This is a genomic window from Metabacillus lacus (assembly GCF_009674805.1).
Classification (GTDB): Bacteria; Bacillota; Bacilli; order Bacillales; family Bacillaceae; genus Metabacillus_C; species Metabacillus_C lacus.
In genome coordinates this window covers 41,035-55,537 of the sequence record NZ_WKKI01000024.1, presented here as the reverse complement: position 1 = coordinate 55,537, position 14,503 = coordinate 41,035, and the positions used below count along the sequence as shown (strand labels likewise).

Here is a 14,503-nt window from a genome sequence, read left to right as displayed (position 1 = left end):
TAGGCACGCCGCCAGCGTTCGTCCTGAGCCAGGATCAAACTCTCCAATAAGATTGTTTGACTTGCTCATAGTAAAAATTTTAAAACTAGATTTAACGTTGACGTTCTGCTTTGTTTAGTTTTCAAAGATCATTTATAGCAACTTTATTATCATAACATATTGTTATTGACGATGTCAACAACTTTTTTAACTGTTATTGATAAGCTGTTTTGATATTGCTGTGCTGTTTTTTCAGCAACGAATATTAATATACCACCCTGCGGTACAAAGAGCAAGATGTTTTTCTGAAATATTTATTTTCAAGGAATGGAAGCTTCCAGAAGGTGTGCTTCAGTCATAGCGCTTTTGTGCAAAACACAGCACTGGAGCCAAGCCAGTTCACGGCACGGTTCATAAATACAGCGATGCTTACTGAAGTTTATTAAAAAATAAAAACATCCCTTCGCTGTGAAAGGATGTTATTCGTTTCATTTAACGGTGTCTCATATGAGGGAAAAGCAGTACATCTCTAATGGATGGCGAGTTCGTCAAAAGCATCACCAGACGGTCTATTCCGATTCCAAGTCCGCCTGTTGGAGGCATTCCGTACTCTAATGCTTCAATAAAGTCTTCATCCATCATATGGGCTTCGTCATTGCCCTGCTCTCGCTCTTTTAGCTGAGCTTCAAAGCGTTCCTTCTGATCAATAGGATCGTTAAGCTCAGTGAACGCATTTGCATGCTCCCTTGCTACGATAAACAATTCAAAACGGTCCGTGAATCTTGGATCGCTGTCATTCTTTTTGGCAAGCGGAGAGATTTCAACCGGGTGGCCGTAAATGAAAGTAGGCTGTATCAGTTTTTCTTCGACTTTTTGCTCAAAGAATTCATTGATAATATGGCCAACCTCCATGTTCTTTCCAACTTCAACACCGTGCTCGGCAGCAAGTTCCCTCGCCTCTTCCACGCTCAGTTCTTTCCAGAAGTCGGCTCCTGTTTCTTCCTTAATAGCATCTACCATATGAAGTCTTGTCCATTGAGGTTCAAGGTTTACTTCGTAGTCTCCATACTGAACGACAGATGAGCCTGTCACTTCTTTGGCAATGTGGGCAATAACGTTTTCTGTCAGCTTCATGATATCTTCATAGTCAGCATAAGCTTCATAAAGCTCAATCATCGTGAACTCAGGGTTATGCCTTGTGGAAATTCCCTCGTTACGGAATACGCGGCCAATTTCATATACTTTTTCCATACCGCCGACGATCAGCCGCTTTAAATGAAGTTCAATTGCAATCCTCATATAAAGGGACATGTCCAGTGCATTATGATGGGTCACGAAGGGACGGGCTGATGCTCCCCCAGGGATGGTGTGCATAGTCGGAGTTTCTACTTCCAGGTAGCCTTGATCATCGAGGTAGCGTCTCATGGACTGAATGATTTTGCTTCGCATAATAAACGTATCCTTGCTGTCCTGGTTCATGATCAAATCAAGGTACCGCTGACGATAGCGCTGTTCGATGTCTTTCAAACCATGATATTTGTCAGGAAGCGGGCGGAGCGCTTTTGTTAGAAGCTCAAAAGAGGTTGCCTTCACGGAAAGCTCTCCTACTTTTGTTTTAAACACTTCACCATTTATGCCAACAATGTCTCCCAGATCTGCGGAGTTGAAGATTTCATATTGCTCTTCCCCGACTGAATCCTTGCGAACATAAATCTGAACCTGGCCTGAGAGATCCTGCACATGTGCAAAGCCGGCTTTTCCTTTTCCGCGCTTCGTCATAATTCTTCCCGCAATTGTAACGGAAATGGCTTTTTCTTCAAGCTCTTCTTTGCTTACCTCGCCGTATTCTTTCAGCAAATCAGCTGTTTGGGCTGATCTTTCAAAGCGTTTTCCGAATGGATCCAATCCCTGTTCGCGCAAAGTATATAGTTTTTCTCTTCTTACTTTCAGCTGATCATTTAACTCTTCCTGGCCGCTATTCAACTCTTCTTGGCTCATGTATATCACTCCGTTTTAGGTTATTATCAAAAAAAATGCAGAAAAACTGCCAGCTTAGCTGGCAGCAGGAACAATGGGGGTTTATCTAAGGAGATTGCACAGCTCTCTTATCCTGCTTGAGCATTGCTCTGCTGCTTTGCTTCTATTTCAAGAACGAATTCGTCTAGTAAAGAAACCATGTCATTTCTAGTATTGCAATCATTTACCGAGTTTCGGACTGTCGCATTTCCCCGCGTTCCCTTAAGGTACCATGCAGCATGCTTTCTCATCTCGCGGACGGCAACATTCTCTCCTTTGAGGGCAATCAGCCGGTCAAGGTGAAGCTTGCAAACATCCATCTTATCACGAACTGACGGTTCATCAATCAATTTGCCGTGTTCCAGGTATTGCACAGTACGGTAGATCATCCAGGGATTTCCGAGAGCTGCACGTCCGATCATGACGCCATCAACACCCGTTTCATCCAGCATGCGCTTTGCATCCTGAGGAGTCTGTACGTCACCGTTACCCATGACAGGTATTCCAACGGATTGCTTTACTTCTTTAATAATATCCCAGTTGGCTGTCCCTTCATACATTTGAACACGGGTACGGCCGTGAAGAGCAATTGCTTTGCCGCCGGCAGCTTCTACAGCACGGGCATTATCCACTGCGAAAATATGTTCGTCATCCCAGCCAATACGCATTTTCACAGTCACTGGTTTATCGACTTCGGAAGCAACGGCTGAAACCATGTCATAAATTTTATTGGGATCCAGCAGCCACTTTGCCCCAGCATCACATTTGGTAATCTTGGGAACCGGGCAGCCCATATTGATATCAATAATATCCGCTGTTGTATGTTTATCTACGAATTTAGCAGCCTCTACGAGCGTTTCTTTTTCGCCGCCAAAGATCTGCAGGCTTAACGGTTTTTCGCGTTCATCAATATACAGCATATTCATTGTTTTGGCATTTTTAAAAAGAATGGCTTTATCGCTTACCATTTCGGCGCACACCAGGCCTGCGCCAAATTCCTTCACAGTCAGGCGGAATGCAGAATTGCAGACTCCAGCCATAGGAGCAAGGACAACTTTGTTTTTTATTTCTATATCACCTATATGAAACAATGCAGCACCTCCTTTTTTCAGTTATCAGGCGGAGCCAGCTCTTTAACGGATACATTCAGTGCACTGGCTACTTCCAATAAGAAATCATCACTCGGAAGCCTATTTCCCCTTTCAACTTCTCCCAGCACAGAAACGGATACACCCAAATCCTTAGCAAATGATTCTTGTGTATAGCCTTTCAGCTTTCTGTAAGCACGGATCCGTCTTCCCCATTTTTCTGCTTCCATATGCGTACCCCTTTTTTATCTATTAATTTATCTAAAGTATCTGTTATCTTAACATGATTTTGAGGCAACTGAAGCTCTGGTGCCACCTCAGCCAGAGGAATAAGCACAAAAGAACGTTCCAGCATTCTTGGATGCGGAACTTTTAATGTCTCTGTTTCAATATTTTCATGATTATAGAGCAAAATGTCAAGGTCTAACGTTCGAGGGCCCCATTTTATTTCTCTTTTTCTTCCAAGTGATGCTTCAATCTCCTGAGTTTCTGAAAGCAATTCTAACGCTGACAAATCAGTCTTAATTTGTATGACCTGGTTGAGAAACTTCCCTTGATCCGTATAGCCTACAGGATCAGTTTCATAGATTGAAGAAATTTTTGTTACTCTTATACTCTCATGGTTCGCGAGTTTTTTTACAGCTGAGGCTAAATGCTGTTCTCTGTCTTCAATATTAGAGCCCAGCGCCAGGAATACGGAGTGGTTCATTCTCTCCCTCTCCTTATGACCACCGCTACCTCTTTATAATAACCGGGAATCGGCGGATCCGGCTTAATCAGTTTGATGGTACAGTACTGAACGGATGGAAAAGAGTCCAGAATTTTTCGGGAAATTGCTTCCGCCGCAGCTTCAACAAGCTTGTACGGCTTACCTTCGATAATGTCTCTGCAAATTTTATAGATGTCGGCATAATTGACTGTAAAAGCGAGGTCATCTGTTTCACCTGCTTTTTTCAAATCTGTCTCTACCGTCACATCAGCTCTAAACCGCTGGCCAAGTTTATTTTCTTCTTTATATACACCGTGGTAGCCGTAAAACTCCATTCCATCCACTACTATTTTATCGATTGGAAACATCCCCTTTCCCTAACATAGCATCCATCATTTTTGCCATTCTTGCGATCTCCAGAACATCATGAACTCTGACAATACTGCAGCCTTTCTGAATGCCCATGCATACAGTAGCTCCTGTACCTTCCATCCGTTCATCCGGCTCTGTTCCTAACACAGTGCCGATAAACCTTTTGCGCGAAGTTCCAAGCAGAACCGGATAGCCGAGAGAAGAGAATACCTCAAGATTTCTCATCACTATAAGATTGTCTTCAAAATTTTTGGCAAATCCGATACCGGGATCTAAAATGATATGTTCATCCATCACTCCAGCAGACTTGGCCAGTTTCACACTTTCATTCAAATCTGTTACCATATCCTCAATCAGATCATGATAATCCCTTTCCTGCCTGTTGTGCATGAGAACAATCGGAACTTTTGCCGCTGCTGCCACTGTCAGCATCTGGGGATCAGCTTTCCCTCCCCATACATCATTAATCATGCTGGCACCCGCATTAACAGCCTGGCGGGCAACCTCTGCTTTGTATGTGTCTATAGAGATAGGAACCTTCAGATGCTCTGAAAGAAGAGATACAATGGGAACCACCCTTTTCAGCTCTTCTTCTTCCGAAACAGGCAGGGCGCCCGGCCTTGTTGACTCTCCCCCGATATCTATGATATCTGCTCCGTTTTTCACCATCTCTTCTGCATGTATTAATGCATGCTTAGGATCCATATACTGTCCGCCATCGGAGAAGGAGTCAGGCGTGATATTTAAAATACCCATAACCGCTGTTTTACTGTGTAAATTCAGCGTGTATTCTCCGCAATTGACCAAAAAGCCGCTGCTGGCCGGCGCGATAATCATGCTGCATCATTCCTTTATGAATTCTAATCTTGAATGGAGGGTAAATCTCGATCTTTGATAAAGGGATAGGCACACTTTCGCAGTCTCCCCATTTCTGCCGGGGAAGACTGCTCCCTCCGCCTTGCTGACAGGAACAACTTCCTGAATGGAATTTGTAAGAAAGATTTCATCCGCTGACAATAGGTCTTCCTTTCGGTAAAGGCCTTCAAAAACCGGGATATTCACAGAGGCAAGGCCGTCTATGATAAACTGCCTCGTAATTCCGTTTAAAATGCCCGTCTCTACAGAAGGCGTAAACACAACTCCATTTTTTACCCAGAAAATATTAGACACAATGCCCTCCGCAACAAAGAAATTCTCTGTCAGAAAAACCCCTTCCAGATCGGCTCTGCTGCCGAGTTCTCTTTTGGCAAGGACATTGTTCATATAGTGATGAGACTTCAAACGCTGATGTCCTTCAGGTGTGTTTCTTTTCAGATTCAGGATTTTGATCTCTTTTTCAGGAACACCAGCGTTTTCTGGAATCTCTTTTATAAAACACAAAATAACAGGATCCGTATATGTTTCGGCAGTCAGGCCTACAGGGTGTGTTCCTGCCGAAACATTCAAGCGGACATACGCATCTTTTTCAAGAAGATCGTTTTGAATGAGCAGCTCTTTGATCATTTCCATGACATCCTGTCTGTTTACAGCCGCGTCTATTCCGATTATTCCCATTGAGTCGTTCAGCCGCCTGACATGGTCATCAATTAAAAAAGGGAAGCCTTTGTAGACACGAAAGGTTTCAAATACACCGAGTCCATATAAGTAACCATGGTCAAAAGGCGAAATGACGGCTTTGTTTTCTTCTACAAACTCCCCGTTACAGTAGATTATCAACCGCTACACACTTTCTTTCACAGGCTTGTACCGGCTAATAAAATTTCGGAGCAGCTCCCTGCCGCTGGAAGTCATAATAGACTCCGGGTGAAATTGAACTCCCTCTACAGCTAGTGTTTTATGCCTGATCCCCATGATTTCCCCTTCCTCTGTCCACGCCGTTACTTCCAGACAGTCTGGAAGAGTTTCTTTCTTTACAATGAGGGAGTGGTAGCGGGTGGCAGTAAAAGGCTGCTGCAGTCCTTCGAATACACTTTTACCATCGTGAAAGATAGAAGATGTTTTGCCGTGCATCAGCCTTTCAGCTCTGATGACATCTCCTCCGAATACTTGAGCTATAGACTGATGGCCAAGGCATACTCCAAAGATGGGTATTTTTCCTGCAAACTCTTCTATCGCTTTTAAGCTGATGCCTGCTTCATTAGGCGTGCAGGGACCTGGTGAAATCATTAAATAGTCCGGATTCATCTCTTTTATTTCATCAGTATCTATTTGATCATTTCTCCTTACCGTCAATTCCTCGCCAAGCTCTCCCAGGTGTTGAACCAGGTTATAGGTAAATGAATCGTAGTTATCGATCATTAATATCACTCTGCTCACCTCATACTCATATTTTTCTCTGCTTCGCTCAGCTCTTTTGCTTTTAGTATTGCCTTTGCTTTCTTCAGAGATTCTTTATGCTCATGCTTGGGGTTCGAGTCAATTACGATTCCTGCCCCTGACTGAACATATGCCATCCCATCTTTTACAAACATTGTTCGAATGACAATGTTTAACTCCATATTTCCATTATAACCTATCCAGCCGATTGAGCCTGTATAAATTCCTCTTCTTGTCGGCTCTAATTCCTCAATTATTTCCATGGTCCTTACCTTTGGCGCGCCCGTGATAGTACCGCCCGGAAAAACAGCCTGAATCACATCAAATTCGTCGGTGTTTTCCTTCAGCCTGCCCTGTACATTGGAAACAATGTGCATCACATGGGAATATTTTTCAATTACCATAAATTCATTTACTTCGACAGATCCATATTCACAGACTCTGCCAAGGTCATTGCGCTCCAGATCTACGAGCATCACATGTTCTGCACGCTCTTTTTCATTATCAATTAATTCCTTCGACAGCCGGATGTCCTCAGCTTCGTCCGTACCGCGCGATCTTGTTCCAGCAATCGGCCGCGTACTAACAACGCTGCCCTGCCTTTTTACCAAAAGCTCCGGCGATCCGCTGACGATCTGATATTCCGGAACATGAAAATATGCCATATAAGGTGAAGGATTGATTTCCCTCACTTTTTCATACACTTTTAGTGGATGCACAGTCAGTGGAGATGCTTGCCTGACCGATAAATTCACCTGAAACACATCACCGTCCGCAATATAATTCTGGATTTTGGCTACAGCCCTCTCAAAGTCTTCCGGCGAGAAAGCTTGCGGAGCAAAAGAAGACTGAGGGCTCTCCCATTGCAGCTCGTAAGGCTCAGAGATTTCCTCTGTCCACATCTGCTCATGAAGCTCTAGCACCGATTTTGCTTCATCTTCATTCATATTTGCTCCAGTGTGGGTAATCAGCCAAAGCTCTTCCTTTTCTTTATCGAAAACGGCAACAGTGTCAAAAATCAAAAAATATAAATCAGGCGTGTCCAAATCATCGACGGATATTTCTGGAAGATTTTCAAAGTGCCTGACACAATCATAGCTGAAGAAACCGATTGCCCCTCCTTGAAAATCAGGCAGGCTGCTGTCCTCAACGGTTCGCAAAGATGAAAACCAGTTTTTGAAAAGGGGGATGATGTCACCGTTCAACGTGGAGGTTTTCCCTTTTTCCTGAATATCCAGAACCGTGCCTTTGCCTTTTACAATATAATCAGGCTGTATTCCTGCAATTGTATATCTTCCGCCTCGTCCGCTCTCAAGAAGTACGTGCTGATCTGAATGCTGACTCAAATGCTGATACTGCTTAAAAAAGTCTCTTTTATATGATATTGATTTCCCTATGGGAACTCGATTGAAAGGCATATATATCACCCCTGTCATGAAATGCTGATTGCCTGCTTTACTTCAGGCAAAATACCTGTCTATATTCTACAGGATGTTTCACAAAGTGGCTATCATATTAGCCGGCTGCAGAACCTTGAAAGGAACGCGGTGTGCGGTCCCACCTGATGCAGGCGCTTTTTCACAACCATAAATAGGCAAAAAAAAAACAACCAGCCGGTTGTTTTTTACTCAAATTGATACAGTGGTGTGCTTAAGTATCTTTCTCCATTGCTCGGAATAACAGCAAGAACTTTTTTGCCTTTCCCAAGTTTTTTCGCAACTTCAAGAGCTGCATAGATAGCCGCTCCGGATGAAATGCCGCCGAGAATGCCTTCCTCCCGCGCTGCTCTTCTCGCATATTCAAAAGCTTCTTCATTTTTTACTGTAATTACTTCATCATAAATGTCAGTTTTCAGGATGCTTGGGACAAAGCCGGCTCCAATTCCCTGAATTTTATGCGGTCCCGGGGTGCCGCCGGATAATACAGGTGAATCGGAAGGCTCCACAGCATATATTTTTATAGATGGAAAAGCTTCCTTCAGCACTTGTCCTGCACCTGTAATGGTTCCTCCGGTTCCAATGCCGGAAACAAATGCGTCGAGCCCGATTTCCTCGAATTGTTTCACAATCTCAGGACCTGTTGTGTTTTTATGAATTTCCGGGTTGGCTTCGTTTTTAAACTGCTGAGGCATAAAAAGACCTTTTTCCTCTGCAAGTTCTTCTGCCTTTTTGATGGCGCCTTTCATTCCTTCGGCTCCTGGCGTCAAGATCAGTTCAGCACCATATGCGCGCAGGAGGTTTCTGCGCTCCATGCTCATTGTTTCAGGCATGACAAGCAGAGCCTTCAATCCTTTTGCGGCGGCTACCATTGCCAGGCCGATGCCGGTATTGCCGCTGGTAGGTTCAATAATCGTATCTCCTGGCTGCAAGTGTCCTTTATGGAATGCATCTTCAATCATAGATAAGGCAATCCGATCCTTTACACTGCTTCCCGGATTCATAAATTCAAGCTTAAGATAAATGTCAGCACTATTTTCATCAGGAATGCGGTTCAATTTGACGACAGGAGTTTCACCTATCAGGTCTGTAATAGAATTAGCTACACGACTCATTCCATCCACCTCTATTTCCGAGTATTTTTATTGGTATTAGTCCAAATGTACCAAAACGTATTTAGAATTGTCAATTTATTTACTCTCTCCATACAGCCAGGAAACCCCGGATTCTTCCCACAGCTTTTTTGCATCCATATTCCCATCCATTTGCTGCAGGGCAATTTCTCTTCTAATCCTGCTGCGTGCTTCTTGAAAAGTTGTACTGCCGGCCTTTCTTTCTTCATTCAGCATAACAACGGCAAATCCTTCCGAAGTTTCGACGGGTGTGACTGTAAACTCTCCGTCCTCTAAGCTCTTTATTGCCCGCAAGTATTCCTCAGGCAGCTTTTCGGCCGCTGCATAGCCCATATCCCCGCCTTTGCCGGCTGTAGAACCATCTGTAGATTTTTCCTTGGCAAGGACTGAAAAGCCAGAGCCCCTTTTTAATTCTGAGATCGCTGTTTCAGCTTCTTCCTTTGTATGTAACACTATGTGGGAAAGATGATAGAAATGCCTGTCCTCATATGAGGAACGATGGTTCTCATAGAATTCTTTCAGCTCAGCTTCGGGTATTTCAACATCTTTCGTCAAAAGTTCCTCAAGCAGGATGCTGTACTCTATTTGCTCCCTTAAGTTATCGAGCTGAAGGGAAGAGTCTGTATCTCTATAGAAATCATAAATCACATTGTATTCTCTTTCTATTTCTTCCTCCGGCACTTCAATGCTGTATTTTTTGGCAAGAGATCGGACCACCCTTATTGAGATCATTTCTTCAAGCGTTTCTTTCCCATACATATCTTCAAGTTCCTGCAGCCATGCTCCTCTTGAAATACTGTCATTGTCCATAGAGGCAACAATTTCCTGATCCGAAAATTGAGCCGACGCCGGAACAGATTTTTCTGAGATTAGCAGGCTGATGAACAGGACATTAGCCGCAGCCAAGCCGAAAATAATCAACCATAAATGCTTTGCTTTCATTGCGCATCTCCTTTTAAAGAAAGCTCGTTTCGCGAGTATCTTTTTTAGCAGCTCTCAAAAATGAAAAGAAGAGGCAGCTTAGCGCTTCGCCTCTTGAAGTAAACCTTCCAGTTCTTCCTTAGAAAAGGTATAGGTCTCATTACAGAAGTGGCAATTCGCTTCAGCTTTACCGTCTTCCTCAATCATCTCTTTTATTTCCTGGCTGCCTAGGCTGATGACGGCAGTTGAAAATCTCTCTTTTGAACATTGACACTGAAAGCTGACAGGCATGCTCTCAAGAATTTTTACATTCTCTTTTCCCAGCACCTCGTGAAGAATTTCCTCGGGAGACAATCCCTTTTCAATCATTTTCGAGATTGGCTCAATAGAACCCAGCCTTTTTTCAATCTCATCAATGACCCTATCCTCAGTTCCCGGCATAAGCTGGATAATAAATCCGCCTGCAGCCAGTATGGTGTTATCAGGGTTCACCAGAACGCCTACTCCTACTGAAGATGGTACCTGTTCTGAAGAAACAAGGTAATAAGTAAAATCCTCTCCAAGCTCGCCAGACTCAATCGGCACCTGTCCAGTAAAGTGGTCACGCATGCCCAGATCCTTTACAACCGACAGCATTCCGCCCGTTCCTACTGCCCTTGCTACATCAAGCTTGCCGTGCTGATTTAACTCAAAATGGGTTTGCGGATTTGTGACATACCCTCTTACTTCGCCTTTTGCATTGCTGTCTACGAGAATAGCGCCAATAGGGCCTCCTCCATCAACTTTAATCGTCAGCTTGTTTTCACCTTTCAGCATTGCCCCCATTATGACGCCTGCTGTCATTGTTCTTCCCAGCGCAGCTGATGCAGTCGGCCAGGTCTGATGTCTTCTTTGGGCTTCGCCAACTGTTTCTGTTGTAAGTGCAGCGTAAGCTCTAACTTGTCCGTCAAAAGCCAGCGCTTTGATTAAATAATCCATGTATGAAGTCTCCTCCGTATCTTTAGCTGTTGTTTCTTTCATAAATTAATTGAAGTCCCTTTAAGGTCAAGAACGGCTCAACAGCATCAATCACGCTTGATTCGTCTGCAATCAAGGGCGCGAGTCCTCCTGTAGCGATAACCTTAGGGGTTTCTTTTGCATGCTCTTTCATCCTTCTTACAATTCCCTCAACTTGGCCAACATAACCGAAGAGAATACCTGCCTGCATCGCACTGACAGTATTCTTTCCAATCACATGGTCAGGCCTGTTGATTTCAATTCTCGGAAGCTTTGCGGCTTTTGTATAGAGCGCTTCAGTTGAAATATTGATTCCAGGGGCGATGGCTCCGCCCATATATTGTGAATGTTCATTAATATAGCAATATGTTGTGGCTGTGCCGAAATCAACGATAATTAAAGATCCCCCGTATTGATGAATGCCCGCAACTGCATTGACGATGCGGTCTGCACCCACTTCCTTCGGGTTTTCGTATTTAATATCCAGTCCAGTCTTGATTCCAGGACCTACTATAAGCGGCTTTTGATGAAAATACTTATGGCACATTCTTTCCAATGCATACATGATGGGTGGTACAACAGTAGAAATAATAATGCCAGTGATATCTGTAAAACGAATATTCACATGTTCAAAGAGGGATTTAATGAACATGCCAAATTCATCTTCTGTTTTATTTCGGCTTGTTTCCATTCGCCAATGATGTTTTAGTTCTGTATCTTTGTATACTCCTAATACTGTGTTTGTATTCCCTACATCCAATACTAGTATCATTCTTATCACCTTTTAGCTTGTCATTTATTCTGCACCCATCATAACACAATTTCTATCAGTAATTGAAAGAAATTAACCTCTGGCAAGAGGGGAACACACTATGTCCTGAACTTATAAGCTGTTCTTTTTCACCTATAAAAAAAACGCCGAAGAGACTTCGGCGTTTTCGCTTATTTATTTTCTTCAGAATCAGACGTGCTGACAGCAGAATCATCCTTTTTAGGCTGGATGTTCACTTTCACATCATCCTTGTCTCCCTCTTTGGGAGCTGCAGTTACCGGCCGTTCCGGCAGCTTTCCGTGGTCTGATAAATGCTTAATTTGGTGCGCATCCAACGTCTCAACTTCCAGCAGGGTAGTAGCAATCAGTTCCAGCTTGTCGCGGTTATCAGTAAGAATCTGTTTGGCACGCTCATAGCTGTCTTTAATAAAGCGTTGAATTTCAAGATCAATTTCATAAGCAATTGCATCACTGTAGTTTTGCTCATTGTGAATATCACGTCCAAGGAAAACCTGCCCTCCTTGAGACTGGCCGAATTGAAGAGGTCCAAGTTTGTCAGACATCCCAAACTCAGTTACCATACGGCGTGCAATGCCGGTCGCGCGCTGAAAGTCATTATGCGCTCCCGTACTGACTTCACCGAAAACAATCTCTTCAGCCACACGGCCTCCAAGCAATCCTACAATTTTATCAAGAAGCTCCGGCTTGGTCATAAAGTAGCGGTCTTCCTTAGGAAGCATAACAGCATATCCGCCTGCCTGGCCCCTTGGAACAATTGTTACCTTGTGCACCATCTCTGCTTCATCAAGTATCAGTCCAATCACTGTATGCCCTGCCTCATGATAAGCAACAATGTTTCTTTCCTTTTTGGAAACAACACGGCTTTTCTTGGCAGGACCAGCGATGACACGGTCTGTCGCTTCGTCAATGTCAAGCATATCAACCATCTTCTTGTTGCGGCGGGCCGCGACGAGCGCTGCCTCATTCAAAAGGTTTTCAAGGTCTGCACCGGAAAAACCAGGTGTTCTTGCAGCGATTGCTTTCAGATCGACCGTATCTTCAAGCGGCTTATTTCTGGCATGAACTCTCAGAACTGCCTCACGTCCGTTAACATCAGGGCGGTCAACAGTGATTTGTCTGTCAAAACGTCCGGGACGCAGCAAAGCAGGGTCCAAAATGTCAGGGCGGTTTGTCGCAGCGACAATGATAATTCCTTCATTGGCACTAAAGCCGTCCATTTCAACCAAAAGCTGGTTAAGAGTCTGCTCGCGCTCATCGTGTCCGCCTCCAAGGCCTGCACCACGCTGGCGGCCGACAGCATCAATTTCATCTATAAAGATAATACAAGGAGCATTCTTTTTTGCATTCTCAAAAAGGTCACGAACACGGGATGCACCGACACCCACAAACATTTCTACAAAGTCAGAACCACTGATGGAGAAAAACGGTACTCCCGCTTCCCCTGCTACTGCCCTTGCAAGCAATGTTTTACCGGTACCAGGAGGTCCAACAAGCAGAACGCCTTTTGGAATTCTCGCACCAAGTTCAGAGAACTTTCGAGGATCTTTAAGGAAATCAACCACTTCCACAAGCTCCTGCTTCTCTTCGTCCGCACCTGCAACATCTTTAAATTTCACTTTCTTCTTTTCTTCACTGTAGAGCTTCGCTTTGCTTTTTCCAAAGTTCATGACACGGCTTCCGCCGCCCTGAGCCTGATTCAGCAAGAAGAAGAACAAGATAAAGATGATAACAAATGGAATGATTGACGTAAAGAATGTCACCCATCCACTGGTTTCTTCAGCGGGTTCGAAAATAACGTTTGTATTCTGAGCCGCTGCATCCACCCTGGCCATACCCTGCTGGTCAGGAATATGCGTCAAAAAGTACTGGTCGTTGTCGTAACCCTGCAGCTGGCCTCTTACTTCGTAAACACCGCCGACAGGCTGGACATCTATCGTTTCAACGTCTCCATTTTCCAAATGGGAAATGAATTGGCTGTAAGTCATTGGTTCAGTTTTAGGATTGTTACCGTTAAAAAAGCTGAAAATACCAATAACCACTAGAAAAATAAGTAAATAAAATATTGTATTACGGAAGACCTTATTCATTCCTTACCTCCTCCCACTGTCAACACAACTATATTAAATAGTATCATAGTAAATCATTCCAATACAAGAAATTAGCAGTTTGCTCACAGATTGTCCACATTAGTTATTTTGATACACTTCAGGCTTCAGTACACCGATATATGGAAGATTGCGGTACTTTTCAATATAATCCAGTCCGTAACCTACTACAAAAGCATCCGGAACCTCAAAGCCGACATAATCTGCTTTAATATCCGCTTTCCGGCCGGAAGGCTTATCAAGAAGTGTTACGATCTTAATGGATTTAGCCTTTCTGTAGCGGAACAATTCAACCAGGTAGCTGAGAGTCAATCCGCTGTCGATGATATCCTCAATGATCAGGATGTCCCTGCCTTCAACGGAGGTATCCAGATCTTTCAGAATCTTTACTTCTCCAGAAGAGACCATGGCTGTTCCGTAACTTGATACATCCATAAAGTCCATTTCCAGATATGTATCAATATGTTTGATCAGGTCGCCCATGAACGGCATGGCACCTTTCAGGACGCCTATCACAAGCGGGAATTTCTCTTTGTACTCAGCAGTCAGAACTCCGCCGAGCTCTTTCACTTTTCGCTGAATTTCTTCATCAGAAATTAAAACCTTTTCGATATCTTGCCTCATTTGCTTATTAGCCCC

15 protein-coding genes are annotated in these 14,503 nt (G+C 43.8%); all 15 read right to left on the bottom strand.

Annotation, left to right across the window (positions count from 1 at the left end):
* Window positions 1-471: 471 nt before the first annotated feature.
* The gene (gene lysS / locus GJU40_RS12770; protein WP_154308197.1) at window positions 472-1,977 is read right to left on the bottom strand and encodes a lysine--tRNA ligase; all 1,506 of its coding nucleotides are present in this window, start codon (window positions 1,975-1,977) and stop codon (window positions 472-474) included.
* A 107-nt stretch (window positions 1,978-2,084) separates the two neighbouring features.
* Entirely contained in the window at window positions 2,085-3,086 is a 1,002-nt protein-coding gene (gene dusB, locus GJU40_RS12765) for a tRNA dihydrouridine synthase DusB (RefSeq protein WP_154308196.1), read from the bottom strand.
* 17 nt (window positions 3,087-3,103) lie between these two features.
* The gene (locus tag GJU40_RS12760) at window positions 3,104-3,313 is read right to left on the bottom strand and encodes a helix-turn-helix domain-containing protein (RefSeq protein WP_154308194.1); all 210 of its coding nucleotides are present in this window, start codon (window positions 3,311-3,313) and stop codon (window positions 3,104-3,106) included.
* Window positions 3,265-3,792 (bottom strand): 2-amino-4-hydroxy-6-hydroxymethyldihydropteridine diphosphokinase, encoded by a 528-nt coding sequence (gene folK, locus GJU40_RS12755; protein ID WP_154308192.1) that lies wholly within the window; start codon window positions 3,790-3,792, stop codon window positions 3,265-3,267. Before folK ends, GJU40_RS12760 begins: the two co-directional genes overlap by 49 nt.
* Window positions 3,789-4,151: a dihydroneopterin aldolase gene (gene folB / locus GJU40_RS12750; protein ID WP_343031543.1), complete on the bottom strand. Its 363-nt coding sequence runs from the start codon at window positions 4,149-4,151 to the stop codon at window positions 3,789-3,791. The genes folK and folB overlap by 4 nt, the downstream gene beginning before the upstream one ends.
* Window positions 4,144-5,001 (bottom strand): dihydropteroate synthase, encoded by an 858-nt coding sequence (folP, locus tag GJU40_RS12745; protein ID WP_154308188.1) that lies wholly within the window; start codon window positions 4,999-5,001, stop codon window positions 4,144-4,146. Before folP ends, folB begins: the two co-directional genes overlap by 8 nt.
* Window positions 5,002-5,007: 6 nt before the next feature.
* Window positions 5,008-5,880 carry an aminodeoxychorismate lyase gene (gene pabC, locus GJU40_RS12740; protein WP_154308185.1) on the bottom strand — a complete coding sequence of 291 codons (873 nt, stop codon included), beginning with the start codon at window positions 5,878-5,880 and terminating at the stop codon, window positions 5,008-5,010.
* Between the two features lie 3 nt (window positions 5,881-5,883).
* Complete coding sequence (gene pabA, locus GJU40_RS12735; RefSeq protein ID WP_343031542.1) at window positions 5,884-6,471, bottom strand: aminodeoxychorismate/anthranilate synthase component II; 588 nt, start codon at window positions 6,469-6,471, stop codon at window positions 5,884-5,886.
* 5 nt (window positions 6,472-6,476) lie between these two features.
* Window positions 6,477-7,898, bottom strand: coding sequence for an anthranilate synthase component I family protein (locus GJU40_RS12730; RefSeq protein ID WP_154308184.1), 1,422 nt, complete (start codon window positions 7,896-7,898; stop codon window positions 6,477-6,479).
* Between the two features lie 206 nt (window positions 7,899-8,104).
* Complete coding sequence (gene cysK / locus GJU40_RS12725) at window positions 8,105-9,031, bottom strand: cysteine synthase A (RefSeq protein ID WP_154308182.1); 927 nt, start codon at window positions 9,029-9,031, stop codon at window positions 8,105-8,107.
* 75 nt (window positions 9,032-9,106) lie between these two features.
* On the bottom strand, window positions 9,107-9,991 hold the full coding sequence (locus GJU40_RS12720; protein WP_154308179.1) for a peptidylprolyl isomerase: 885 nt from the start codon (window positions 9,989-9,991) through the stop codon (window positions 9,107-9,109).
* A gap of 78 nt (window positions 9,992-10,069) precedes the next feature.
* Entirely contained in the window at window positions 10,070-10,948 is an 879-nt protein-coding gene (gene hslO / locus GJU40_RS12715; protein WP_154308177.1) for an Hsp33 family molecular chaperone HslO, read from the bottom strand.
* Window positions 10,949-10,970: 22 nt separating this feature from the next.
* Window positions 10,971-11,738 carry a type III pantothenate kinase gene (locus GJU40_RS12710; protein ID WP_154308176.1) on the bottom strand — a complete coding sequence of 256 codons (768 nt, stop codon included), beginning with the start codon at window positions 11,736-11,738 and terminating at the stop codon, window positions 10,971-10,973.
* A gap of 170 nt (window positions 11,739-11,908) precedes the next feature.
* On the bottom strand, window positions 11,909-13,846 hold the full coding sequence (gene ftsH, locus GJU40_RS12705) for an ATP-dependent zinc metalloprotease FtsH (RefSeq protein ID WP_154308174.1): 1,938 nt from the start codon (window positions 13,844-13,846) through the stop codon (window positions 11,909-11,911).
* Between the two features lie 99 nt (window positions 13,847-13,945).
* On the bottom strand, window positions 13,946-14,488 hold the full coding sequence (gene hpt / locus GJU40_RS12700) for a hypoxanthine phosphoribosyltransferase (protein WP_154308172.1): 543 nt from the start codon (window positions 14,486-14,488) through the stop codon (window positions 13,946-13,948).
* Between the last annotated feature and the right edge of the window lie 15 nt (window positions 14,489-14,503).

Bases quoted from the DNA above. Each gene is read 5' to 3' on its own strand.
- lysS (WP_154308197.1), bottom strand. From the start codon at position 1,977: ATGAGCCAAGAAGAGTTGAATAGCGGCCAGGAAGAGTTAAATGATCAG.
- GJU40_RS12760 (WP_154308194.1), bottom strand. From the start codon at position 3,313: ATGGAAGCAGAAAAATGGGGAAGACGGATCCGTGCTTACAGAAAGCTG.
- folK (WP_154308192.1), bottom strand. From the start codon at position 3,792: ATGAACCACTCCGTATTCCTGGCGCTGGGCTCTAATATTGAAGACAGA.
- folP (WP_154308188.1), bottom strand. From the start codon at position 5,001: ATGATTATCGCGCCGGCCAGCAGCGGCTTTTTGGTCAATTGCGGAGAA.
- GJU40_RS12730 (WP_154308184.1), bottom strand. From the start codon at position 7,898: ATGCCTTTCAATCGAGTTCCCATAGGGAAATCAATATCATATAAAAGA.
- cysK (WP_154308182.1), bottom strand. From the start codon at position 9,031: ATGAGTCGTGTAGCTAATTCTATTACAGACCTGATAGGTGAAACTCCT.
- GJU40_RS12720 (WP_154308179.1), bottom strand. From the start codon at position 9,991: ATGAAAGCAAAGCATTTATGGTTGATTATTTTCGGCTTGGCTGCGGCT.
- hslO (WP_154308177.1), bottom strand. From the start codon at position 10,948: ATGGATTATTTAATCAAAGCGCTGGCTTTTGACGGACAAGTTAGAGCT.
- GJU40_RS12710 (WP_154308176.1), bottom strand. From the start codon at position 11,738: ATGATACTAGTATTGGATGTAGGGAATACAAACACAGTATTAGGAGTA.
- ftsH (WP_154308174.1), bottom strand. From the start codon at position 13,846: ATGAATAAGGTCTTCCGTAATACAATATTTTATTTACTTATTTTTCTA.
- hpt (WP_154308172.1), bottom strand. From the start codon at position 14,488: ATGAGGCAAGATATCGAAAAGGTTTTAATTTCTGATGAAGAAATTCAG.